Raw genomic sequence first — 21,431 nt, 5'->3', positions numbered from 1 at the left:
AGCGCGGCGGAGCACGGCCGAACACACCGGGGCCCGCCCGCCGCACGGCGGGCGGGCCCCGGTGCCGTTCAGGGGGCCTGCGCGCTCAAGAGTCCTGCGGCTCGCCCTTGATCAGTGCGAACGGCGCGCCAAACGGGTCCGCCAGCCAGGCGATCCGGCCGACGTTCGGGACGTCCTCGGCGGCCATCAGCACCCGGCCGCCGGCCGCCTGCGCCCGGCCGACCAGCTCGTCCACCACCTCGGTGGCGAAGTACGGCGTCCAGGACGGCGGCTGCCCCTCGGCCATGACCGGGGCGATGCCGCCGAAGGTGGTGGCCCGCTGGTCTCCCTCGGCGGGGGAGACCACCAGGTACGTCATCCCCGGTGCGGGGAACTTCTCCGAGCGCCAGCCGAAGACCTGCCGGTAGAAGGCGAAGCCGGCCTCCGGGTCCGGGGTGTGCAGCTCCGCCCAGACCAGCGCGTTGTCGGTGGACACCGCGTCCAGGCCGGTGGTGGTGCCGGCCTGCCAGATCGCGAACTGCGCGCCCTGCGGGTCGGTCAGCTGGCCCATCCGGCCGGCCTCCATGACGTCGAACGGTGCGACCCGCACGGTGCCGCCGGCCTTCTCGACGGCGGCCGCGGTGGCGTCCGCGTCGGGCGTGCGGAAGTAGGTCGTCCAGGCGGACTGCGCGCCCTCCTCGGTCAGCGGACCGACGGCGGCCACGGTCTTGCCGGCGGCCTGCAGGAAGCCGTAACCCCCGGCCTCCGGCCCGAGGTCCTGGAAGGTCCAGCCGAAGACCGCGCCGTAGAAGGTCGCGGCCGCGGCCGGGTCCGGGCTGCCGAGGTCGATCCAGCAGGGCGAGCCGGCGGGAAAGTCGGTGGTGAGCATGGGGTGGTGCTCCTTCGACGGAAACGACGGCCGGTCGACCCCGGACGGGTCGGCGAGGCGGCCCCTAGCGAGTCTGCACCCCGCCACCGACATCCGCAGCCGGACACGCGCCGGCCCGCCGCCGTCCTAGGGCAGCGGCAGGACGTGCCGCAGCGCGGTGACCGCGTCCGGCGGACCGTCCACGGCCAGCTCTGCGCGCTCGCCGCGGCCGTAGACGAACAGCACCAGCTCGGCCGGCTCGCCGGTGATCCGCACCACCGGGGCCCCGGCCGGCCCGACCGTCAGGCTCTGCCCGTCCGGGCGTGCCAGCTCCAGCCGCACCGGGGAGCGGCGGCCCGCCTCCATCCGGGCCAGCAGCGGGAGCCGGCGCCAGAGCGCGTCCGCCCGCCCGGGCGGCACCGGCTGCGGGGTCCACTCCTCGCCGGCCCGGCGGACGTCCTCCGCGTGCACGAAGTACTCGACGGTGTTGGCGGCCTCGTCGGCGCCGGGCAGGGCGAATGGCGAGAGCATCGGGGGGCCGGAGCGGAACAGCCGCAGCAGCTCCTCGTACGGGCGCTCGGCGTACCCGGACTGCACCCGGTGGGTGTGGCCGGCGAGGGCGCCGACCCGGATCCCCGCCGCGGCGTCCGGCCGCCGCTCCCGGACGACGAGGTGGGCGGCGAGATCACGGGTGGACCACCCGGCACAGAGGGTGGGCGCGTCCGGCCCGGCGGCGGCCAGCAGCTCGGCCAGCCGGTGGCGCTCGGCGAGGGCGTGGTTCGACATGGTGTCAGCGTAGGCCGTCCTCACCGCGTCACTTGAGGTGCCCGGTGAGTTTGGGGGTGCCCGGGCGGGTGCCGGAGGTGAGCGAGCAGGTGTAGTCCCGCCAGCCCTGCTGGTACTGCGCCATCGGCGGCCCGATCGGCAGGGTGTAGAACGTCCCGCCGCCCTGGCGGGCCTCGGCCGCGGCCAGCGACTCCTTGCAACCGTCCCGGACGGCCTTGTTCAGCTGGGTCTCGGTCAGCCCGTCCGGCAGCAGGAGGTCGGCGACGACCTCCCCGTCGTGCTCCCCCTCGCAGGGGCGCGCCTCCGGCTTGGTGACGGTCCTGGTCTGCTGCGGGTGGTCGAAGCACGTCCCGACCGGGAAGAAGGTGTACGGCACCACCCTGCTCGGCGTCGGGGTCGGCGTGGGGGTCGCCGTGGGCGTCGGGGACGGCGTGGCAGTGGTCGGGGAGGGCGGCGGCGGGAGCGGGGCCCGCTCCTTCTCCGGCCAGAGCAGCACCGTGGCCACCACCGCGAGCAGCGCGGCCAGCACCGCGGCGACGGCGAGGACCAGGCCCCGCGGCGGGCGCGCGGCGGGCTCGGGCGGCTGCGCGGGGGTCGGCTGCTCGGAGGTCATGGCCACGAGGATGGCCCACCGCGGGCCCTCCCGGCAGGCGGTTGGCACAACTCGTACGAGCAGACCGGCGTGGCCGGTGCGGACCGGTGCGGACCGGTGCGGACCGGCGTGGACCGGAGCGGCCGGAGCGGACCGGGGCGGTCGGATAGGCTCGCCCCGGCACGACACGATCCCAGGAGCATGCGGATGCGCGTCGGAATCACCGGTCACCGGGGCCTGTCGGGGGGCATCACCGAGATGCTGGTCCGCGGGGACCTCTGGCGGCTCGTCACCACCTTCGGCCCGTACGAGCTGGTCGGTGTCACCTGCGCCGACGAGGGCCCGGACAGCTGGTTCGCCCGCTCGGTGCTGGAGCACGGCGGCAAGGTGGAGGTCGTCGTTCCCGCCGGGGCGCTCGTCGTGGGCCGCGCCGACGACCGGCACCGCGCCACCCGGCTGCAGCTGATGAACGAGGCCAACGCCGTCCACCGGCTGGCCCCGGCCGAGCACGGGGGCCTCGGTGACGACACCGGGCGGGCCCTCGTCGGCATGATCGACGAGCTGGTCGCGGTCTGGGACGGCGAGCCCGGCAGCGAGCCGGCCCGCGTCGCCGAACTGGCGCGGCAGGCAGGGCTCTTCGTCCACCGGATCTGGCCCGAAGGCTGCGCGAGGCCGTGATGGGCCCGCTCACGGCCGTGATGCGCCCGCTCACCGGACGGCGCACGTGTGCGCGGGGCCGGGCTGACACAATGGGCGCATGTCCACCACCCCCACCACGCCCGCCGCCCCCGGCTCCACCGCGCTGGCCCCCGAGATCGCCGCCCGGCTCAAGCGCACCCAGGACGGACTGCTCCCGGCCATCGCGCAGCAGCACGACACCGGCGAGGTGCTGATGCTCGGCTGGATGGACGACGAGGCGTTGCACCGGACCCTCACCACCGGCCGCTGCACCTACTGGAGCCGCAGCCGCCGGGAGTACTGGGTCAAGGGCGACACCTCCGGCCACGCCCAGCGGGTCGTGTCGGTCGCGCTGGACTGCGACGGCGACACGCTGCTGGTCAAGGTGGACCAGACCGGGGCCGCCTGCCACACCGGCGACCGCACCTGCTTCGACGCCGACGTGCTCCCGCTCGGCTGATCCCGCCGGCCGCAGCGCCGCGCCGCCCGCTCCACCGCCGAACGCCGCCAGAAGCCGACCACGACCAGAAGGTGCCGCCCGTCATGGATCTCGAAGCCTTCCGCAAGCTCGCCGCCGACACCCGGGTCATCCCGGTCACCCGCAGGCTCCTCGCGGACGGCCTCACCCCGATCGGCCTCTACCGCAGCCTCGCCGCCGAGCGCCCCGGCACCTTCCTGCTGGAGTCCGCCGAGCAGGGCCGCAGCTGGTCCCGGTACTCCTTCGTCGGCGTCCGCAGCGCCGCGGTGCTCACCGCCGACCCGGACGGGAACGCCCGGTGGCTCGGCACCCCGCCGGTGGGCATCCCCACCACGGGAGACCCGCTCCAGGTGCTGCGCGCCGCGCTGGAGGCGTTGCACACCCCGCGCCACGCCGACGACGGCCTGCCCCCGCTCACCGGCGGCCTCGTCGGCTACCTCGGTTACGACGTCGTCCGCCGGCTGGAGAAGCTGCCCGACCTCAACCCGGACGACCTCGGGCTCCCCGAGCTGACCATGCTGCTGGCCACCGACCTCGCCGTGCTGGACCACGCCGACGGCACGGTCCTGCTGATCGCCAACGCCGTCAACCACAACGACCTGGCGAGCGGCGTGGACGAGGCCTACGCGGACGCCGTGGCCCGGCTGGACGCCATGGAGACCGACCTGCTCAAGCCGGTCGACCCGGGCCTGGCCACCTTCACCCCGTCCGGCCCCGGCGAGGTGCGCTCGCCGTTCGGTGGCGCGCCCTACCGGGCGGCGGTGGAGGAGGTCAAGGAGCGGATCCGGGCCGGCGAGGCGTTCCAGGTGGTGCCCTCGCAGCGGTTCGAGGCGCCCTGCCCGGCCTCGGCACTGGACGTCTACCGGGTGCTGCGCACCACCAACCCCAGCCCGTACATGTACCTGTTCCGCTTCCCGGGGGCGGACGGCGGCGCGGAGGGCGGCTTCGACGTGGTCGGCTCCAGCCCGGAGGCGCTGGTCAAGGTCACCGACGGCGAGGCGATGCTGCACCCGATCGCCGGGACCCGGCACCGCGGCGCCACCCCGCACGAGGACGCCGAGCTGGCCGCCGAGCTGCTCGCCGACCCGAAGGAGCGGGCCGAGCACCTGATGCTGGTCGACCTCGGCCGCAACGACCTCGGCCGGGTGTGCGCGCCGGGCAGCGTCGAGGTGGTCGACTTCATGCAGATCGAGCGCTACAGCCACGTCATGCACATCGTCTCGACCGTGACCGGCCGGGTGGCACCCGGCAGGACCGCCTTCGACGTGCTGACCGCCTGCTTCCCGGCCGGCACCCTCTCCGGCGCGCCGAAGCCGCGGGCGATGCGCATCATCGAGGAGCTGGAGCCCACCCGCCGGGGCCTGTACGGCGGCTGCGTCGGCTACCTGGACTTCGCCGGGGACTCCGACACCGCGATCGCCATCCGCACCGCCGTGCTGCGGGACGGCACCGCCTACGTCCAGGCGGGCGCGGGCGTGGTCGCCGACTCGGACCCGCACGGCGAGGACACCGAGTGCCGCAACAAGGCGGCGGCCGTCCTGCGGGCGGTGGCCACCGCGAATACGCTGCGCACGCCGGAGGTGTGAGCCGCACCGGTGCGGTGCGGCGGCGAGGAGGCGGACATGTCGGACCAGCAGGACGCCGGATCGGCCTGGGACGCCCTCGCGGGTGTGCGCCTGCCGCGGGGGTACCGGGTCGAGATCACCGCGGGGAAGATCACCATGACCCCGCGGGGGCAGGGCCACCGGGAGGTCGCCCTCGATGCGGCGGCCCAGGTCGAGCAGCAGCTCGCAGGGCACGGCACCGTGCTGACCGGTGAGGTCGTGGACTTCCCGTCCCCGCGGTACGGGTACGCGCCCGACCTCGCGGTGATCGCCCCGGGGGCGCGGCAGGGCGCCCGCGGGCGGTACCGCTCGGACGACCTCCGGGCGGTGCTGGAGGTCGTCCCCCGGTCCCAGCAGGACGGTGACTTCGTCCGCAAACAGCGCTACCTCGCCGAGTGCGGCGTGCCGCTGTACGTCGTGGTGGATCCGGAGGCGGCGGCCTGCACCGTGCACAGCCACCCGGAGCCGCCCGGCGCCTACCGGGAGGCCGAGCGGGTGCCCTTCGGCAACGACGTGTTCCTGCCGTTGGCGGAACGCACCCTCGTACTGTCGACCGACGGCTTCGCGCCCGACCCGGGGTAGGGGCGGGGCGTGCGGTCGGGGATAGTGGACGGGTGAGCGTTCCCGAGCAGTCCCGTACCGAAGCCGCCCCCGCCGCCCCGGCCGCGCCCGCGAAGGCCGGTCGCCGCACGGTGGGCCTGATGCTGCTGCTGACCCTGCTGGGCGTGGTGCTGGTGCTGACGGCCGTCGGCCGGGTCTGGGCCGAGGGCCGGGTGGCCGGGGCGGCCGCCGGGACGCTGGAGGTCTCCGTCACCGGGAGCCGGATCTCCGAGCTGCCGGGCGGGCTGGCGCTGGTGGCACTGGCGGCGGCGGTCGCGGTCTTCGCGGTCCGCGGCGCCGGCCGGATCGCGGTCGGCGCGCTGACGCTGCTGGCCGGCCTCGGCGCCGCCGCGGCGGCCGCGGCCGGTGCGGGCGACAGCGCCGTGCTGGACTCCGAGGCGGCCCGCAAGCTGGCCCTGTCGGGCACCACCGCCACCGACGTCACCCACACCGCCTGGCCGTGGGTGGCGCTGGTCGGCGGGCTGCTGCTGGCGCTGGCCGGGCTGCTCACCGCGCGGTACGGGCGGGGCTGGCCGGCCATGGGCAGCCGGTACGAGGCGCCGACCCGCAAGGCCCCGGCGAAGGCGGCCGAATCCCCGGCCGACCTGTGGAAGGCCCTGGACCGCGGCGAGGACCCCACCGCGGCCTGATCCGGCCGGCGCCGTCCCCGGCCGGCGCCGCCCCCGCCCGGGCGCCGTCCCCGGCCGGTGCCAGGGCGGTCGTCGCCCGCCGCCCACCGCCGGTGACCGGGCCGGATGTGACCTGATAGACGAGCACCCGCCTTGGGGTGCCGATGTGTGGCCCGGCACAATGGAACGCGTCAACCCGCCAGGGGCCCGCAGGCCCGGCCGGGCCCCGAGAGCCTAGGAGCACCATTCAGATGGCAGCAGCAGCACACGGCCACACCCCCGCCGCCTGGACCGGCGTGACCATCGCCTTCATCGGTTTCGCGATCGCGGGCGTCGCCATGATCCTCCCGTCGGTGCTGCTGGTCTGCGCCGGCCTGGCGGTCGTCGTGCTCGGCGGCGTGGTCGGCAAGGCCATGGCGATGGCGGGCATGGGCAAGCAGCCGAGCCAGCACGTGACGACCGTGGAGGAGGACCAGGCCGCGCTCGCCGCCGCCTGATCCGAACCGGTCTTCGGGTACGAGGCACGACGGCGGGCGCCACGCCCGCCGTTCCGCCTTTCCCACCGGCCCGCTGCGCCCCGCCCGCTGTGTCACGGTGTCCGCTGCCGGGCCGGCCGGGCAGAATCAGGGGCGTGAACGCCGCCCCCACCGCCTCCGCCCGGCCGCCGGTCCTGCGCCGGCTGGGCGTGCCGCTGGCCGCCCTCGCCGCGGTGGCCGTCCCCACCAGCTACATCGCCCTGGTGGACCCGAACGCCCCCGGCCACTACCCGACCTGTCCGTTCCTGGCCGCCACCGGCTGGTGGTGCCCCGGCTGCGGCGGACTGCGCTGCGTCCACGCGCTGGCCCACGGGGACCTCAGCGGCGCACTGCACGACAACGCCCCCGCGGTGCTGCTGTTCGTGGTGCTGGCCGTGCTCTGGGTGCGCTGGGTCTGGGCCGCGGCGACCGGCGGACCGGCGCCCCGGCTCGTGCTCGGCGTCCGGCGCTGGGTGCTGGTCGCACTCCTGCTGCTGGTCTTCACGGTGGTCCGGAACCTGCCGATCGGGGCCGGTCTGGCACCCCCGCTGGTCTGAATCCGCCGCCCGGACGGGCCGGTGAAGTCCCGGCCGGGAGGGGCCCCGTGGCCGTCCGGGGGAGCGTCCCGAACCGCGAGACGCGCGCCGGGCGGATGCGCCCCGCGCCCCCTGGTGCCGATACCATCGAAGGGCCGGAGGCCAGACTGGCTGTCCGGCTTTCCGCTAGAACGACTAGCAGACCAACGATGGGGGCGCTCTCGTGTGCAAGCGGAGCCTGGGGATCCCCTCGGCCGGAGGCCGGGGGAGAACCCACCACAGGGGCGCGTCGCGTCCAGCGCCCGCCGAGCTGAGCGAGGTGGGTGCATGAGTGTCCTCGACACGATCATCGAGGGAGTCCGTGAGGACCTCGCCGAGCGGCAGGCCCGGGTCTCCCTGGACGAGCTCAAGGAGCTCGCCGCCAAGGCCCCGGACGCCAAGGACGGCGTCGCGGCCCTGAAGGGCGACGGGGTCCGGGTGATCTGCGAGGTCAAGCGCTCCAGCCCGTCCAAGGGCGCGCTGGCCTCGATCGCCGATCCGGCCGCCCTGGCGGTCGACTACGCGGCCGGCGGTGCCGCCGCGATCAGCGTCCTGACCGAGCAGCGCCGCTTCGGCGGGTCGCTGGCCGACCTGGACGCCGTCCGCGCCGCGGTGGACACCCCGCTGCTGCGCAAGGACTTCATCGTCACCGCGTACCAGCTCTGGGAGGCCCGCGCCCACGGCGCCGACCTCGCGCTGCTGATCGTCGCGGCCCTCGACCAGCCGGCCCTGGTGTCGCTGATCGAGCGCGCCGAGTCGATCGGCCTCACCCCGCTGGTCGAGGTGCACGACGAGGAGGAGATCGAGCGCGCGGTGGACGCCGGCGCGAAGATCATCGGCGTCAACGCCCGCAACCTCAAGACCCTGGAGGTCGACCGGAACACCTTCGGCAACGTCGTCCACGCGATCCCGGACGGCATCGTCAAGGTCGCCGAGTCCGGCGTGCGCGGCCCGCTGGACGTCATCTCCTACGCCAACCTGGGTGCCGACGCGGTACTGGTCGGCGAGTCCCTGGTGACCGGCAGCAACCCGCGCGCCGCGGTGGCCGACCTGGTCGCGGCCGGCGCCCACCCCGCCATCCGGCACAAGGACTGATCCCGCCGCCGTGAAACTCGCCTCCCGTCTCGCCCCCGGCTGCCGCCCGCGCGGCTGCCGCGCGCCCGCACGCCGTGTGCTGGGCAGACGGGTGCGCTACGTGATCGGCTGCGAGCCCGGGCAGGTGCCGGGCCGTCGATGGCGCAGGACGTACGGCTGATCCAGCCGTTCCGACGTCCACTGTCGTCATCTTCGAGAAGGACCCACCATGTCCGAGAAGGACCACCGGTCCGGCGCCGACGTGCCGGACACCCGCGGCTACTTCGGCGCCTACGGGGGCCGCTTCATCCCGGAGGCGCTGGTCGCCGCCGTGGAGCAGGTCGCCGAGGAGTACGAGAAGGCCAAGGCCGACCCGGCCTTCGCCGCCGAACTGGACGGGCTGCTGCGCGACTACACCGGCCGCCCCAGCCCGCTGACCGACGTGCACCGGTTCTCCGCCGAGGCGGGCGGCGCCCGCGTCCTGCTCAAGCGCGAGGACCTCAACCACACCGGCTCGCACAAGATCAACAACGTGCTGGGCCAGGCGCTGCTGACCCGGCGGATGGGCAAGACCCGGATCATCGCCGAGACCGGGGCCGGCCAGCACGGCGTGGCCACCGCCACCGCCTGCGCGCTGTTCGGCTTCGACTGCACCATCTACATGGGCGAGGTCGACACCCGGCGCCAGGCGCTGAACGTCGCCCGGATGCGGATGCTCGGCGCCGAGGTGGTGTCGGTCAAGTCCGGCAGCCGCACCCTCAAGGACGCCATCAACGAGGCGTTCCGCGACTGGGTCGCCAACGTCGACTCCACCCACTACCTGTTCGGCACCGTGGCCGGCCCGCACCCGTTCCCGATGATGGTGCGCGACTTCCACCGGGTGATCGGCGTCGAGGCCCGGCAGCAGGTGCTGGACCGCACCGGCCGGCTGCCCGACGCCGTCGTCGCCTGCGTCGGCGGCGGCTCCAACGCGATGGGCATCTTCCACGAGTTCATCCCGGACGCCGGCGTGCGCCTGATCGGCTGCGAGGCGGCCGGCGAGGGCGCCGAGACCCCCAAGCACGCCGCCACCCTCACCAAGGGCGACCCGGGCGTGCTGCACGGCTCGCGGACCTACGTCCTGCAGGACGAGGACGGCCAGACCATCGAGTCGCACTCCATCTCGGCCGGCCTCGACTACCCGGGCGTCGGTCCGGAGCACGCCTGGCTGAAGGACACCGGGCGGGCCGAGTACCGCCCGGTCACCGACGACGCCGCGATGCAGGCACTGCGGCTGCTGTCCCGCACCGAGGGCATCATCCCGGCCATCGAGAGTGCGCACGCGCTGGCCGGCGCCCTGGAGCTGGGCCGCGAGCTCGGTCCGGAGGCCACGATCCTGGTCTCGCTCTCCGGTCGCGGCGACAAGGACATGCACACCGCGGCCGAGTACTTCGGCCTGTACGACGAGCCGGCCGGCGACGCGGCCCGCGGGGGTAAGTGACCATGGCATCGAAGCTCAGTGACATCCTCGCCGCCGCCAGGGCGCAGGGCCGCGCCGCGCTGATCGGCTACCTGCCGGCCGGCTTCCCGAGCGTGGACGGCGGCGTGCGGGCGGTCAACGCGCTGATCGAGGGCGGCTGCGACGTCGTCGAGGTCGGCCTGCCGCACTCCGACCCGGTCCTGGACGGCCCGACCATCCAGACCGCCGACGACATCGCGCTGCGCGGCGGCGTCCGGATCAAGGACGTGCTGCGCACCGTCCAGGAGGTCGCCGCGGCCCACCCCGCGGCCGCCGTGCTGGTGATGACCTACTGGAACCCGGTCGAGCGCTACGGCACCGCGCGCTTCGCCGCCGACCTGGCCGCGGCCGGCGGCGCGGGCTGCATCCTGCCGGACCTGCCGGTGGAGGAGTCCGAGGAGTGGCGCAAGGCGGCGGACGAGCACGGGCTGGACACCGTGTTCGTGGTCGCCCCGAGCAGCAAGGACGAGCGGCTCGCCGAGGTCACCGCAGCCGGCTCCGGCTTCGTCTACGCGGCCGCGGTGATGGGCGTCACCGGCTCCCGGGCCCAGGTCGGCGACCTCGCCGAGGACCTGGTCGCCCGCACCCGGGCCACCACCGACCTGCCGGTCTGCGTCGGCCTCGGCGTCTCGACGGCCGACCAGGCGGCCCAGGTGGCCGGCTTCGCCGACGGTGTGATCGTCGGTTCGGCCTTCGTCCAGCGGATCCTGGACGCCGACGGCGACGAGCAGGCCGCGCTCGCCGCGGTGCGGACCCTGGCGGGCGAGCTGGCGGAGGGCGTCCGCCGCCGCTGACCGGACCCGCCCGACGGCCCGTCGCCCCCTCGCGGGGCGGCGGGCCGTCGGCGTCCCCCGGGCGGGCCGGGCCGAACGGAACCCGAACGAGTGAACAGCGGCGGGTAGACGCATCAGCGGCGATTGACCGGCGTTGAGTGGAGGGACGAGTGCACGAACGAGGTGTGCGAGGGCGGGAACGAGCGGAAGGGGTCGGCCGGTGGCGGGTCTCCAGCGAGCCGTGCTGCTGCGGGCGGCCGCGGCCGTCCTGGCCCTGAGCGCCGCCGTGGGGGCGGACGCCGTGGTCGGCCAGGCGCTGGCCAGGCGGGGTGCGGAACGGGCCGAGCGGGACGCCTACGTCTGCGCCGAGGCGGCCCGCGAGGACGCGGTGGCCCGGGCCGCGCGCGCGGGGCACGGCGGGCGGCGGGACCTCCTCGACCCGGGGTGGCCGGCGGGCTGCGACCCGAACGCCCGCTAGAACGGATTCGGACAGAACGTCATCAGACGTCACCCATCCGGCTTAATTCCTGAATACGGAGGAACCACCCTTCATCCCTTACGGTTCATCAGGAAGTGAACGTGTTTCCCGAGGGGGGTTTCCCGATGGCGGCCGGCCGGCTGGCGCAGTGGAGCGGAACGGCGTGGGTCAGCACGGCCGCCCGGCTCGGCCTGGCGGTGGTGTGGGGGTGGGCCGGCCTGGCCAAGATCGCCGACCCGGCCGAGGCCGCACAGGCCGTCCGCGCGTACGAGATCCTGCCCGAGTCCCTGGTCAAGCCGGTCGGCTACGCCCTGCCGTTCCTGGAGCTGGCGCTCGCACTGCTGCTGCTGATCGGCCTCGGCGTCCGCCTGGTCGCGATCGTCTCGGCGGTGCTGCTGCTCGCCTTCATCGCCGGGATCGCCTCCGCCTGGGCGCGCGGCATCTCGATCGACTGCGGCTGCTTCGGCGGCGGCGGGACGGTGGACGCCTCGAAGACCGAGTACCTGCAGGAGATCCTGCGCGACACCGGGTTCCTGCTGCTCGCCGGGTGGCTGATCCGCTACCCCCGGACCAGGTTCTCGGCGGACGAATGGCTGGCGAGCTGACCGGCCGGCGCAGTACCGCACCCCACACCCGACACCGACCCGGATCAGGCCCCGATTGTGAATGTCAAGGCAATGAGCGAGAAGAACCGAGAAGGCAAGCGCACCGCCCGCGAGCGGATGCTGGCGGAACGCGCGGCCGATGAGGCCCGCGCCAAGCGCAAGAAGAAACTGGTCGTCGGCGGGGTGGTGCTGGCCGTCATCGCCGCCGCGGTGATCACCGGCGTGGTGGTGCAGAACGAGCGCTCCAAGCCCGAGACCCCCACCGCCGCGCCCGCCGGTACGATCGGCGACAAGAACCTGGTCGTCCCGGTCGGCGCGGCCGACGCGCCCTCCGTGCTCACCGTCTACGAGGACCCGCGCTGCCCCGCGTGCGGCAGCTTCGAGCGCGAGTTCTCCCCGACGATCGACCAGCTGGAGGACGCCGGCAAGGTCGGCACCCAGTACCACATCGTCTCGTTCATCGACCGGGCCGTGCCGGGCAAGGGCTCGAAGACCGCCGCCAACGCGCTGGCCTGCGCCCAGGACGCCGGGCACTTCCGCGACTACCACGACGTGCTCTACCGCAACCAGCCGGACGAGACCAACGACGCCTTCGGCGACAAGGCCGTCCTGATCAGCCTCGCCAAGCAGGTCGACGGGCTGGTCACGCCCGCCTTCGAGGCCTGCGTCAACGGGAACAAGTACGGCGGCTGGGTCTCCGCGGTGCAGCAGGACTTCGACAAGTCCAGTTTCAAGTCCACCCCGACGGTGCTGCTCAACGGGCAGCCGGTCTATCCGAAGAACGGCAGCCAGGAGATCACCCCGCAGAACCTGGTGGAGGCCGTCGACGCCGCGAACCAGGGCAAGTCGCTGGGTAGCACCGGCTCGCACGGCCAGTCCCCGGCGCCCACCAGCACCGCTTCGGAGGCGAACAACCCGTCGCCGAAGGCCGGCTGAGCCCGGGCCCGCGGCACCGGCCGCCCGTCGCCCCCTCCCCGTCCGGAGGGGGTGGCGGCGTGTCGGCCACCCCGTCGGCCGGGATCTGTGAGCCGATCTGTGACCCGCGGGGTGTCCGAGCCGGGCCGCCGACCCTGTAGCGTCGGAGCTGCCATGGATATCGCCTACATTCCCAGCCCGTCTCGGGGCGTCCTGTACCTCGGACCGATCCCGCTGCGCGCCTACGCCTTCTGCATCATCCTCGGTGTCGTCGTGGCCGTCTGGCTCGGCAGCAAGCGCTGGGTCGCCCGGGGCGGTGGCAAGCACACGGTCGGCGACATCGCCGTCTGGGCCGTGCCGTTCGGCCTGGTCGGCGGCCGGCTCTACCACGTGATCACCGACCACCAGCTCTACTTCGGTGGGGGCCGGAACCCCTGGAACGCCTTCAAGATCTGGGAAGGCGGCCTCGGTATCTGGGGCGCGATCGCGTTCGGCGCGGTCGGCGCCTGGATCGGCTGCCGCCGCCACGGCGTTCCGCTGCCCGCCTACGCCGACGCGATCGCCCCGGGCATCGCGCTGGCCCAGGCGCTCGGCCGCTGGGGCAACTGGTTCAACCAGGAGCTGTACGGCCGGGAGACCACCCTGCCGTGGGGCCTGGAGATCAACAAGACGCTGCCGAACGGCGAGGTCGTCACCGGGACCTACCACCCGACGTTCCTCTACGAGTCGCTCTGGTGCGTCGGGGTGGCGCTGCTGGTGATCTGGGCGGACCGCCGCTTCACCCTCGGTCACGGCCGGGCCTTCGCGCTGTACGTGGCCGCCTACACGGTCGGCCGGTTCTGGACCGAGTGGCTGCGGATCGACGAGGCGCACCACATCCTGGGCCTGCGGCTCAACGACTGGGTGGCGATCGCGGTCTTCATCGCCGCCGTCACCTACTTCGTGATCGTCGGCAGGAAGCGCCCGGGCCGGGAGGACCCGGCCACCATCGACCCCTCGGCGCACGGACCGGAGGACGCCGGAACGGCGCCCGCCGACGGCCCGGCCGACGAGGAGCCGGCGAAGCCCTCCGCTCCGGCGGCCGGGAAGTCCGCCTCCGAGCCCGCCTCGGGGCCCGCCGACGCGGCGGCCGACCCCGCCGACAAGGACGCCAAGAACCTCACCTGACCTGGGACGATCCCGCCTTCCGGCCGCCCCCGCGATGCTCGCGGAGGGCGGCCGGAGGTCTGTTCGGACAGCCTTACTTTGCTGGAAATGCCCAGCTCAGACGGTCTACGTTCGACGCAGAGGAATCGAACGGGAGGGACCAACCGTGAGCGTGACCACCCTGGAGCCCGAGGCCGGGAACCACCCCCGCATCCCCGCCGCGGGGCACCACCGCGACGTGAACGGCGGCTGGCTGCGGCCGGCCGTCTTCGGTGCGATGGACGGGCTCGTCTCCAACTTCGCGCTGATGACCGGCGTGGTGGGAGGCGCGGTGTCCAGCGGCACCGTCGTGCTGACCGGGCTGGCCGGCCTGGCGGCCGGGGCGTGCTCGATGGCGGCGGGGGAGTACACCTCGGTCGCCTCGCAGCGCGAGCTGGTGCAGGCGGAGATCGAGGCCGAGCGGCTGGAGCTGAGCCGCAACCCGCACGGCGAGCTGGCCGAGCTGGCCCAGCTGTACATCGCCCGTGGCGTGGAGCCGGAGCTCGCGCACGAGGTGGCCCGGCAGCTGTCCGCCGACCCGGACCAGACGCTGGAGATCCACGCCCGCGAGGAGCTGGGGATCGACCCCAACGACCTGCCGTCGCCGTGGGTGGCGGCCGGCTCGTCCTTCGTCTGCTTCGCGGTGGGCGCACTGCTGCCGCTGCTGCCGTACCTGCTGGGGGCGACCACGCTGCTGCCGGCCCTGCTGCTCTCGGTGGCCGGCCTGTTCGCCTGCGGCGCGGTGGTGGCCCGGGTGACGGCCCGCAGCTGGTGGTTCAGCGGGCTGCGGCAGCTGGTGCTGGGCGGGACGGCGGCCGGGGTGACGTACCTGCTCGGCTGGCTGATCGGCGGGCACGTGGGCTGAGCCGAGCGGCGCAGGGGCGGGCGGGCGACGGGCGGGCGGCGGGTTGACCGGGCCGCCGGTCGCGGGCTCGTGGGATGGTACAGAGGCCTGCATGGTTATGCTGCGCAGCGCGTGACGTTCCGCACATGGAGTGCGGGCGCCACCTGGCCTAGTCTCAGCATCCGGGCTCGGGGGCCGCTGATTCGCATCCCGGGGACCGACTCCGGGAATGGATTCGCAGGTGGCCTTGATCGGCTTCCGTAGCCGGGGGATTTCGCCCCTGTTTCGGGCCGCCGACCGCCGGGCACAATCGTCGGGACGTGCACTGTGGCATGTCCCCCCTTCACCCTTGACCTGCGGGTCCGTCCGCGATGTGGACCGGATATTCCGCTTTCCGGGATCTTGGGCATCATGTAACTTGCACGAAATCGCATCAGGGCCAACGTCGTCCCTACTGCACCTGCACTTGAAGAAGACGACGACGGGAGAGCCGATGCTGTCTGCATCCATGCACTCCGCCAACGAGCTCCAGGCCGGCGCAGCCCGCCCGCCGTACGCGCTCGTTCCGGATGCGCGACCTGCTGCTCAGGGCCTGTACGACCCGCGGAACGAGCACGACGCCTGCGGCGTCGGCTTCGTCGCCACGCTGACCGGCATCGCCGACCACAAGATCGTCGAGCAGGCGCTGACCGTCCTGCGGAACCTGGAGCACCGGGGCGCCACCGGTGCCGAGCCGGACTCCGGCGACGGCGCCGGAATCCTGACCCAGATCCCGGACGCGTTCCTGCGCACCAAGGTCGACTTCGAGCTCCCCGCCGCCGGCGCCTACGCGGTCGGCATCGCCTTCCTGCCCGACGAGGACGCGGCCGACGCCGCAGCCGTCGCGAAGATCGAGGCCGTCGCGGACGAGGAGGGCCTGACCGTCCTCGGCTGGCGCGACGTCCCGGTCACCCCCGACCTGCTGGGCGCCACCGCCCGCAGCGTGATGCCGCGCTTCCGGCAGGTCTTCCTGAGCAAGGACGGCGTCGAGGGCCTCGCCCTCGACCGGATCGCCTTCGTCGTCCGCAAGCGCTCCGAGCGCGAGGCCGGGGTGTACTTCCCCTCGCTCTCCGCCCGCACCATCGTGTACAAGGGCATGCTGACCACCGGCCAGCTGGAGCCCTTCTTCCCCGACCTGTCGGACCGGCTGTACGCCTCCGCGCTCGGCCTGGTGCACTCGCGCTTCTCGACCAACACCTTCCCGAGCTGGCCGCTCGCCCACCCGTACCGCTTCGTCGCCCACAACGGCGAGATCAACACGGTCAAGGGCAACCGGAACTGGATGACCGCCCGGGAGTCCCAGCTCGCCACCGACCTGATCCCCGCCAACCGCAACGGCCAGGGCCTGGAGCGGATCTTCCCGATCTGTACCCCGGACCACTCCGACTCGGCCTCCTTCGACGAGGTCCTGGAGCTGCTCCACCTCGGCGGCCGCTCGCTGCCGCACTCGGTGCTGATGATGATCCCGGAGGCGTGGGAGAACCACGCCACCATGGACCCGGCCCGCCGCGCGTTCTACCAGTACCACTCCAACTTGATGGAGCCCTGGGACGGCCCGGCCTGCGTCACCTTCACCGACGGCACCCAGATCGGCGCCGTCCTCGACCGCAACGGCCTGCGCCCGGCCCGCTACTGGATCACCGAGGACGGCCTGGTCGTCCTCTCCTCCGAGGTCGGCGTGCTCGACATCGAGCAGGACAAGGTGGCCAAGAAGGGCCGCCTGCAGCCCGGCCGGATGTTCCTCGTCGACACCGCGGAGCACCGCATCGTCGAGGACGAGGAGATCAAGTCCGCGCTGGCCGCCGAGCACCCCTACGAGGAGTGGGTCGCGGCCGGCCAGATCCAGCTCGCCAAGCTCCCGGAGCGCGAGCACATCGCGCACACCCACGCCTCGGTGACCCGCCGCCAGCAGACCTTCGGCTACACCGAGGAGGAGCTGCGGGTCATCCTCGCGCCGATGGCCAGGACCGCCGGCGAGGCGCTCGGCTCGATGGGCACCGACAGCCCGATCGCCGCGCTCTCCGAGAAGCCGCGCCTGCTGTTCGACTACTTCGTGCAGCTCTTCGCGCAGGTCACCAACCCGCCGCTGGACGCCATCCGCGAGGAGCTCGTCACCTCGCTGCTGTCCAACCTCGGCCCCGAGGGCAACCTGCTGGGCGCCGAGGCGGCCTCCTGCCGCTCGGTCGGCATCACCTTCCCGGTGATCGACAACGACGAGCTCGCCAAGCTGGTCCACATCAACCACGACGGCGACCAGCCCGGCCTGAAGGCCGTCACGCTCTCCGGCCTCTACAAGGTCGCCTCCGGCGGCGACGGCCTGGCCGCACGCCTGTCCGCGATCGCCGCCGAGGCCGACGCCGCCATCGCCGACGGCGCCCGGATCATCGTGCTCTCCGACCGGCACTCCGACGCCGAGCACGCCCCGATCCCCTCGCTGCTGCTCACCTCCGCGATCCACCACCACCTCATCCGCACCAAGCAGCGCACCCAGGTGTCCCTGCTGGTCGAGGCCGGCGACGTCCGCGAGGTGCACCACGTCGCGCTGCTGATCGGCTACGGCGCCGGCGCGGTCAACCCGTACCTGGCGATGGAGTCCGTCGAGGACCTCGTCGCCCAGGGCGTCTTCATCCAGGGCGTCGAGCCCGAGAAGGCCATCAGGAACCTGATCAAGGCGCTCGGCAAGGGCGTGCTCAAGGTCATGTCCAAGATGGGCATCTCCACCGTCGCCTCCTACCGCGGTGCGCAGGTCTTCGAGGCGATCGGCCTCTCCGAGGAGCTGGTCGGCACCTACTTCGCCGGCACCACCACCAAGCTCGGCGGCATCGGCCTGGACGAGATCGCCAAGGAGGTGGCCGCCCGCCACGCCAAGGCCTACCCGGCCTCCGGCATCCCGGCCGCGCACCGCGCGCTGGAGATCGGCGGCGAGTACCAGTGGCGCCGCGAGGGCGAGCCGCACCTGTTCGACCCGGACACCGTCTTCCGCCTGCAGCACTCCACCCGCAACCGCCGGTACGACATCTTCAAGCAGTACACGGACCGGGTGAACGAGCAGTCCGAGCGGCTGATGACGCTGCGCGGCCTGTTCCGGCTGGACGCGCTCGGCCGCACCCCCGTGCCGGTCGAGGAGGTCGAGCCGGTCTCCGAGATCGTCAAGCGCTTCTCCACCGGCGCCATGTCGTACGGCTCGATCTCCCGCGAGGCGCACGAGACCCTCGCCATCGCGATGAACCGCCTCGGCGGCAAGTCCAACACCGGTGAGGGCGGCGAGGACCCGGACCGCCTGTACGACCCGGAGCGCCGCTCGGCGATCAAGCAGGTCGCCTCCGGCCGCTTCGGCGTCACCTCCGAGTACCTGGTCAACGCCGACGACATCCAGATCAAGATGGCCCAGGGCGCCAAGCCCGGCGAGGGCGGCCAGCTGCCCGGCCACAAGGTCTACCCGTGGGTGGCCAGGACCCGGCACTCGACCCCGGGCGTCGGCCTGATCTCCCCGCCGCCGCACCACGACATCTACTCGATCGAGGACCTGGCGCAGCTGATCCACGACCTCAAGAACGCCAACCCGGCGGCCCGCATCCACGTGAAGCTGGTCTCCGAGGTCGGCGTCGGCACGGTCGCGGCCGGCGTCTCCAAGGCGCACGCGGACGTGGTGCTGGTCTCCGGCCACGACGGCGGCACCGGCGCCTCCCCGCTGACCTCGCTCAAGCACGCGGGCGGCCCCTGGGAGCTCGGCCTCGCCGAGACCCAGCAGACCCTGCTGCTCAACGGCCTGCGCGACCGCATCGTGGTGCAGACCGACGGCCAGCTGAAGACCGGCCGCGACGTCGTGATCGCCGCCCTGCTGGGCGCCGAGGAGTTCGGTTTCGCGACCGCCCCGCTGGTGGTCTCCGGCTGCATCATGATGCGCGTCTGCCACCTGGACACCTGCCCGGTCGGCGTCGCCACCCAGAACCCGGTGCTGCGCGAACGCTTCTCCGGCAAGCCCGAGTTCGTGGTCAACTTCTTCGAGTTCATCGCCGAGGAGGTGCGGGAGATCCTGGCCTCGCTGGGCTTCCGCTCGATCGAGGAGGCCGTCGGCCACGCCGAGCACATCAACGCGCAGGCCGCGATCTCGCACTGGAAGGCCGCCGGCCTCGACCTGACGCCGCTCTTCCACGTCCCCGAGCTGCCCGAGGGCTCGGCCCTGCACTGCACCACCGCGCAGGACCACGCACTGGACAAGGCGCTCGACAACCAGCTGATCGAGCTGGCCGAGGACGCGCTGGAGCGCGGCGAGGCCGTCCGCATCCAGCTGCCGATCCGCAACGTCAACCGCACGGTCGGCACCATGCTCGGCCACGAGGTGACCAAGCGGTACCGCGGCGAGGGCCTGCCCGAGGGCACCATCGACGTCACCCTCACCGGCTCGGCCGGCCAGTCGTTCGGAGCCTTCGTGCCGAAGGGCGTCACCCTGCGCCTGGAGGGCGACGCCAACGACTACGTCGCCAAGGGCCTCTCCGGCGGCGTGGTGATCGTCCGCCCGGCGCGCGACGCCGCCGCGATCGGCGCCGACGCGCAGAACCACGTCATCGCCGGCAACACCATCGGCTACGGCGCCACCAGCGGCCGCGTGCACCTGCGCGGCAAGGCCGGCGAGCGTTTCGCCGTCCGCAACTCCGGTGCCACCCTGGTGGTGGAGGGCGTGGGCGACCACGGCCTGGAGTACATGACCGGCGGCCGGGTGGTCATCCTCGGCGAGACCGGCCGCAACCTCGCGGCGGGCATGTCCGGCGGCATCGCCTACGTGCTGGACCTGCGCCCCGCGAACGTCAACGACGGCATGGTGGGCATCGAGGCCCCGACCGCCGACGACCGCGACTGGCTGCGCGAGACCGTGCAGCAGCACTACGAGGAGACCGGCTCCACCGTCGCCGCCGAGCTCCTGGCCGACTGGGGCAGCGGGGTCTCCCGCTTCTCCAAGATCATGCCGACCGACTACAAGGCTGTGCTCGCCGCCAAGGACGCCGCTGAGCGCGATGGCCTCTCCGAGGCCGAGACCACTCGCAAGATGATGGAGGCGGCACGTGGCTGACCCCAAGGGCTTCCTGACCACCGGCAAGCAGCTGGCCGAGCGCCGGCCCGTGGACGTCCGTCTGCGGGACTGGAACGAGGTCTACGTCGAGCGCAGCCTCCTGCCGATCATCACCAAGCAGGCCGGCCGCTGCATGGACTGCGGCATCCCGTTCTGCCACAACGGCTGCCCGCTCGGGAACCTCATCCCCGAGTGGAACGACCTGGCCTACCGGGACGACTGGACCGGCGCCATCGAGCGGCTGCACGCGACCAACAACTTCCCGGAGTTCACCGGCCGCCTCTGCCCGGCTCCCTGCGAGTCGGCCTGCGTGCTGGGGATCAACCAGGACGCGGTGACCATCAAGAACGTCGAGGTCACCATCATCGACAAGGCGTGGGACCGGGGCGGCGTCACACCGCAGATCCCCGAGCGCCTGTCCGGCAAGACCGTGGCCGTCGTCGGCTCCGGCCCGGCCGGCCTGGCCGCCGCCCAGCAGCTCACCCGGGCCGGGCACACCGTGGTGGTGTACGAGCGCGCCGACCGGATCGGCGGCCTGCTGCGCTACGGCATCCCCGAGTTCAAGATGGAGAAGCGCCACATCAACCGCCGCATCGAGCAGATGCGCGCGGAGGGGACCCGCTTCCGCACCGGCGTCCACGTCGGCGAGGACATCACCGGCCAGCAGCTGCGCGAGCGCTTCGACGCGGTCGTCGTCGCCGCCGGCGCCACCACCGCGCGCGACCTGCCGGTGCCCGGGCGCGAGCTCAAGGGCATCCACCAGGCCATGGAGTACCTGCCGCTGGCCAACAAGGTGCAGGAGGGCGACTTCGTCGAGTCCCCGATCAGCGCCAAGGGCAAGCACGTCATCGTCATCGGCGGCGGCGACACCGGCGCGGACTGCCTCGGCACCGCGCTGCGCCAGGGGGCGGCCTCGGTCACCCAGCTGGAGATCATGCCGCGCCCGAGCGACTCCCGCCCGGGCCACCAGCCCTGGCCGACCATGCCGATGACGTACAAGGTCACCTCGGCCCACGAGGAGGGCGGCGAGCGCGTCTACGCCGTCAACACCACCCGCTTCACGGGGGACGAGGACGGCAACGTCCAGGAGCTGCACCTGGTCGAGGTGGAGTTCAAGGACGGGAAGTTCGAGCCGGTGCCCGGCACCGAGCGCTCCATCCCGGCGCAGCTGGTCACCCTGGCCATGGGCTTCACCGGCACGGACGTGCGGAACGGCCTGGTCGAGCAGCTCGGCGTCGAGCTGGACGCCCGCGGCAACGTGGCCCGGGACGGCGGGTTCGCCACCAATGTCGACGGCGTCTACGTCTGCGGCGACGCCGGCCGTGGCCAGTCGCTGATCGTCTGGGCCATCGCGGAGGGCCGTTCGGCCGCCGCCGCGGTGGACAGGTACCTGGGCGGCAAGACCCCGCTGCCCGCCCCGATCCGCCCGACGGACCGCCCGCTGGTGGTCTGACGCACGCCCGAGCCCGCCGGCGGCCCCACCGCCGGCGGGTCCGGACCCCCTGTCGCCCGGTGCCGCATCACCGGGAGTTCGAGCCGCTGCCCCCGCCAGCGTTGCCGGGCCTGCACGGTGCCACGGCGCCTGCCCTCTCCCCGACCAGTGGAGGGCGGGCGCCTTCACGCGTTCCCGGGCGGGGCGCCTCGC

The 21,431-nt window shown here is 73.5% G+C and carries 21 protein-coding genes; 18 read left to right on the top strand and 3 right to left on the bottom strand.

The genetic code is table 11. From position 1 onward, the window contains the following. Positions 1-85: 85 nt before the first annotated feature. From MCM47_RS01875 to MCM47_RS01865, 3 genes are all read right to left on the bottom strand, one after another. Entirely contained in the window at positions 86-868 is a 783-nt protein-coding gene (locus tag MCM47_RS01875) for a VOC family protein (RefSeq protein ID WP_238740263.1), read from the bottom strand. Between the two features lie 126 nt (positions 869-994). Continuing rightward, positions 995-1,633, bottom strand: a complete 639-nt coding sequence (locus tag MCM47_RS01870) for a TIGR03085 family metal-binding protein (RefSeq protein ID WP_238740262.1) — start codon at positions 1,631-1,633, stop codon at positions 995-997. 28 nt (positions 1,634-1,661) lie between these two features. After that, positions 1,662-2,246, bottom strand: coding sequence for a hypothetical protein (locus MCM47_RS01865; RefSeq protein WP_238740260.1), 585 nt, complete (start codon positions 2,244-2,246; stop codon positions 1,662-1,664). Positions 2,247-2,432: 186 nt separating this feature from the next. Here MCM47_RS01865 and MCM47_RS01860 point away from each other — a divergent pair, with 186 nt between their 5' ends. The 18 genes from MCM47_RS01860 (at position 2,433) to MCM47_RS01780 (ending at position 21,239) form a co-directional block, all read left to right on the top strand. Further along, entirely contained in the window at positions 2,433-2,903 is a 471-nt protein-coding gene (locus MCM47_RS01860; RefSeq protein ID WP_238740258.1) for a hypothetical protein, read from the top strand. 79 nt (positions 2,904-2,982) lie between these two features. Beyond that, on the top strand, positions 2,983-3,363 hold the full coding sequence (gene hisI / locus MCM47_RS01855) for a phosphoribosyl-AMP cyclohydrolase (protein ID WP_238740256.1): 381 nt from the start codon (positions 2,983-2,985) through the stop codon (positions 3,361-3,363). An 83-nt stretch (positions 3,364-3,446) separates the two neighbouring features. Continuing rightward, positions 3,447-4,967, top strand: a complete 1,521-nt coding sequence (locus tag MCM47_RS01850; RefSeq protein WP_238740254.1) for an anthranilate synthase component I — start codon at positions 3,447-3,449, stop codon at positions 4,965-4,967. 36 nt (positions 4,968-5,003) lie between these two features. Next, positions 5,004-5,567 carry a Uma2 family endonuclease gene (locus MCM47_RS01845; protein WP_238740252.1) on the top strand — a complete coding sequence of 188 codons (564 nt, stop codon included), beginning with the start codon at positions 5,004-5,006 and terminating at the stop codon, positions 5,565-5,567. A 32-nt stretch (positions 5,568-5,599) separates the two neighbouring features. Next, positions 5,600-6,235, top strand: a complete 636-nt coding sequence (locus MCM47_RS01840; RefSeq protein WP_238740250.1) for a TIGR02234 family membrane protein — start codon at positions 5,600-5,602, stop codon at positions 6,233-6,235. A gap of 230 nt (positions 6,236-6,465) precedes the next feature. Further along, positions 6,466-6,711 carry an HGxxPAAW family protein gene (locus tag MCM47_RS01835; RefSeq protein ID WP_238740248.1) on the top strand — a complete coding sequence of 82 codons (246 nt, stop codon included), beginning with the start codon at positions 6,466-6,468 and terminating at the stop codon, positions 6,709-6,711. A gap of 134 nt (positions 6,712-6,845) precedes the next feature. Next, positions 6,846-7,286 carry a DUF2752 domain-containing protein gene (locus MCM47_RS01830; RefSeq protein ID WP_238740246.1) on the top strand — a complete coding sequence of 147 codons (441 nt, stop codon included), beginning with the start codon at positions 6,846-6,848 and terminating at the stop codon, positions 7,284-7,286. A 306-nt stretch (positions 7,287-7,592) separates the two neighbouring features. Next, a complete protein-coding gene (trpC, locus tag MCM47_RS01825) occupies positions 7,593-8,399 on the top strand; it encodes an indole-3-glycerol phosphate synthase TrpC (protein ID WP_238740244.1) in 807 nt (268 codons plus the stop codon). A 10-nt stretch (positions 8,400-8,409) separates the two neighbouring features. Then, a complete protein-coding gene (gene trpM / locus MCM47_RS43945; RefSeq protein WP_374209046.1) occupies positions 8,410-8,559 on the top strand; it encodes a tryptophan biosynthesis modulator TrpM in 150 nt (49 codons plus the stop codon). A gap of 48 nt (positions 8,560-8,607) precedes the next feature. Then, complete coding sequence (gene trpB, locus MCM47_RS01820) at positions 8,608-9,858, top strand: tryptophan synthase subunit beta (protein ID WP_238740242.1); 1,251 nt, start codon at positions 8,608-8,610, stop codon at positions 9,856-9,858. A 2-nt stretch (positions 9,859-9,860) separates the two neighbouring features. After that, positions 9,861-10,670, top strand: a complete 810-nt coding sequence (trpA, locus tag MCM47_RS01815) for a tryptophan synthase subunit alpha (protein ID WP_238740240.1) — start codon at positions 9,861-9,863, stop codon at positions 10,668-10,670. A 199-nt stretch (positions 10,671-10,869) separates the two neighbouring features. Next, positions 10,870-11,127, top strand: a complete 258-nt coding sequence (locus tag MCM47_RS01810; protein ID WP_238740238.1) for a hypothetical protein — start codon at positions 10,870-10,872, stop codon at positions 11,125-11,127. Positions 11,128-11,228: 101 nt separating this feature from the next. Beyond that, positions 11,229-11,732 carry a MauE/DoxX family redox-associated membrane protein gene (locus MCM47_RS01805; RefSeq protein ID WP_238740236.1) on the top strand — a complete coding sequence of 168 codons (504 nt, stop codon included), beginning with the start codon at positions 11,229-11,231 and terminating at the stop codon, positions 11,730-11,732. Between the two features lie 72 nt (positions 11,733-11,804). Continuing rightward, positions 11,805-12,668, top strand: coding sequence for a thioredoxin domain-containing protein (locus MCM47_RS01800; RefSeq protein ID WP_238740234.1), 864 nt, complete (start codon positions 11,805-11,807; stop codon positions 12,666-12,668). A gap of 153 nt (positions 12,669-12,821) precedes the next feature. After that, positions 12,822-13,814, top strand: coding sequence for a prolipoprotein diacylglyceryl transferase (gene lgt, locus MCM47_RS01795; protein ID WP_238740232.1), 993 nt, complete (start codon positions 12,822-12,824; stop codon positions 13,812-13,814). Positions 13,815-13,965: 151 nt separating this feature from the next. Then, a complete protein-coding gene (locus MCM47_RS01790; RefSeq protein WP_238741465.1) occupies positions 13,966-14,697 on the top strand; it encodes a VIT1/CCC1 transporter family protein in 732 nt (243 codons plus the stop codon). Positions 14,698-15,184: 487 nt separating this feature from the next. Then, positions 15,185-19,786, top strand: coding sequence for a glutamate synthase large subunit (gltB, locus tag MCM47_RS01785; RefSeq protein ID WP_374209072.1), 4,602 nt, complete (start codon positions 15,185-15,187; stop codon positions 19,784-19,786). Then, on the top strand, positions 19,779-21,239 hold the full coding sequence (locus tag MCM47_RS01780) for a glutamate synthase subunit beta (protein WP_238740228.1): 1,461 nt from the start codon (positions 19,779-19,781) through the stop codon (positions 21,237-21,239). The genes gltB and MCM47_RS01780 overlap by 8 nt, the downstream gene beginning before the upstream one ends. Positions 21,240-21,431: the final 192 nt, after the last annotated feature.

It is taken from the genome of Kitasatospora sp. A2-31 (assembly GCF_022288725.1).
Taxonomy (GTDB): Bacteria; Actinomycetota; Actinomycetes; order Streptomycetales; family Streptomycetaceae; genus Kitasatospora.
The sequence above is the reverse complement of the archived record's forward strand: the minus strand, read 5'-3'. Positions and strand labels throughout refer to the sequence as shown.

Bases quoted from the DNA above. Each gene is read 5' to 3' on its own strand.
- MCM47_RS01875 (WP_238740263.1), bottom strand. From the start codon at position 868: ATGCTCACCACCGACTTTCCCGCCGGCTCGCCCTGCTGGATCGACCTC.
- MCM47_RS01870 (WP_238740262.1), bottom strand. From the start codon at position 1,633: ATGTCGAACCACGCCCTCGCCGAGCGCCACCGGCTGGCCGAGCTGCTG.
- MCM47_RS01865 (WP_238740260.1), bottom strand. From the start codon at position 2,246: ATGACCTCCGAGCAGCCGACCCCCGCGCAGCCGCCCGAGCCCGCCGCG.
- MCM47_RS01860 (WP_238740258.1), top strand. From the start codon at position 2,433: ATGCGCGTCGGAATCACCGGTCACCGGGGCCTGTCGGGGGGCATCACC.
- hisI (WP_238740256.1), top strand. From the start codon at position 2,983: ATGTCCACCACCCCCACCACGCCCGCCGCCCCCGGCTCCACCGCGCTG.
- MCM47_RS01850 (WP_238740254.1), top strand. From the start codon at position 3,447: ATGGATCTCGAAGCCTTCCGCAAGCTCGCCGCCGACACCCGGGTCATC.
- MCM47_RS01845 (WP_238740252.1), top strand. From the start codon at position 5,004: ATGTCGGACCAGCAGGACGCCGGATCGGCCTGGGACGCCCTCGCGGGT.
- MCM47_RS01835 (WP_238740248.1), top strand. From the start codon at position 6,466: ATGGCAGCAGCAGCACACGGCCACACCCCCGCCGCCTGGACCGGCGTG.
- trpC (WP_238740244.1), top strand. From the start codon at position 7,593: ATGAGTGTCCTCGACACGATCATCGAGGGAGTCCGTGAGGACCTCGCC.
- trpB (WP_238740242.1), top strand. From the start codon at position 8,608: ATGTCCGAGAAGGACCACCGGTCCGGCGCCGACGTGCCGGACACCCGC.
- trpA (WP_238740240.1), top strand. From the start codon at position 9,861: ATGGCATCGAAGCTCAGTGACATCCTCGCCGCCGCCAGGGCGCAGGGC.
- MCM47_RS01800 (WP_238740234.1), top strand. From the start codon at position 11,805: ATGAGCGAGAAGAACCGAGAAGGCAAGCGCACCGCCCGCGAGCGGATG.
- lgt (WP_238740232.1), top strand. From the start codon at position 12,822: ATGGATATCGCCTACATTCCCAGCCCGTCTCGGGGCGTCCTGTACCTC.
- gltB (WP_374209072.1), top strand. From the start codon at position 15,185: ATGCACTCCGCCAACGAGCTCCAGGCCGGCGCAGCCCGCCCGCCGTAC.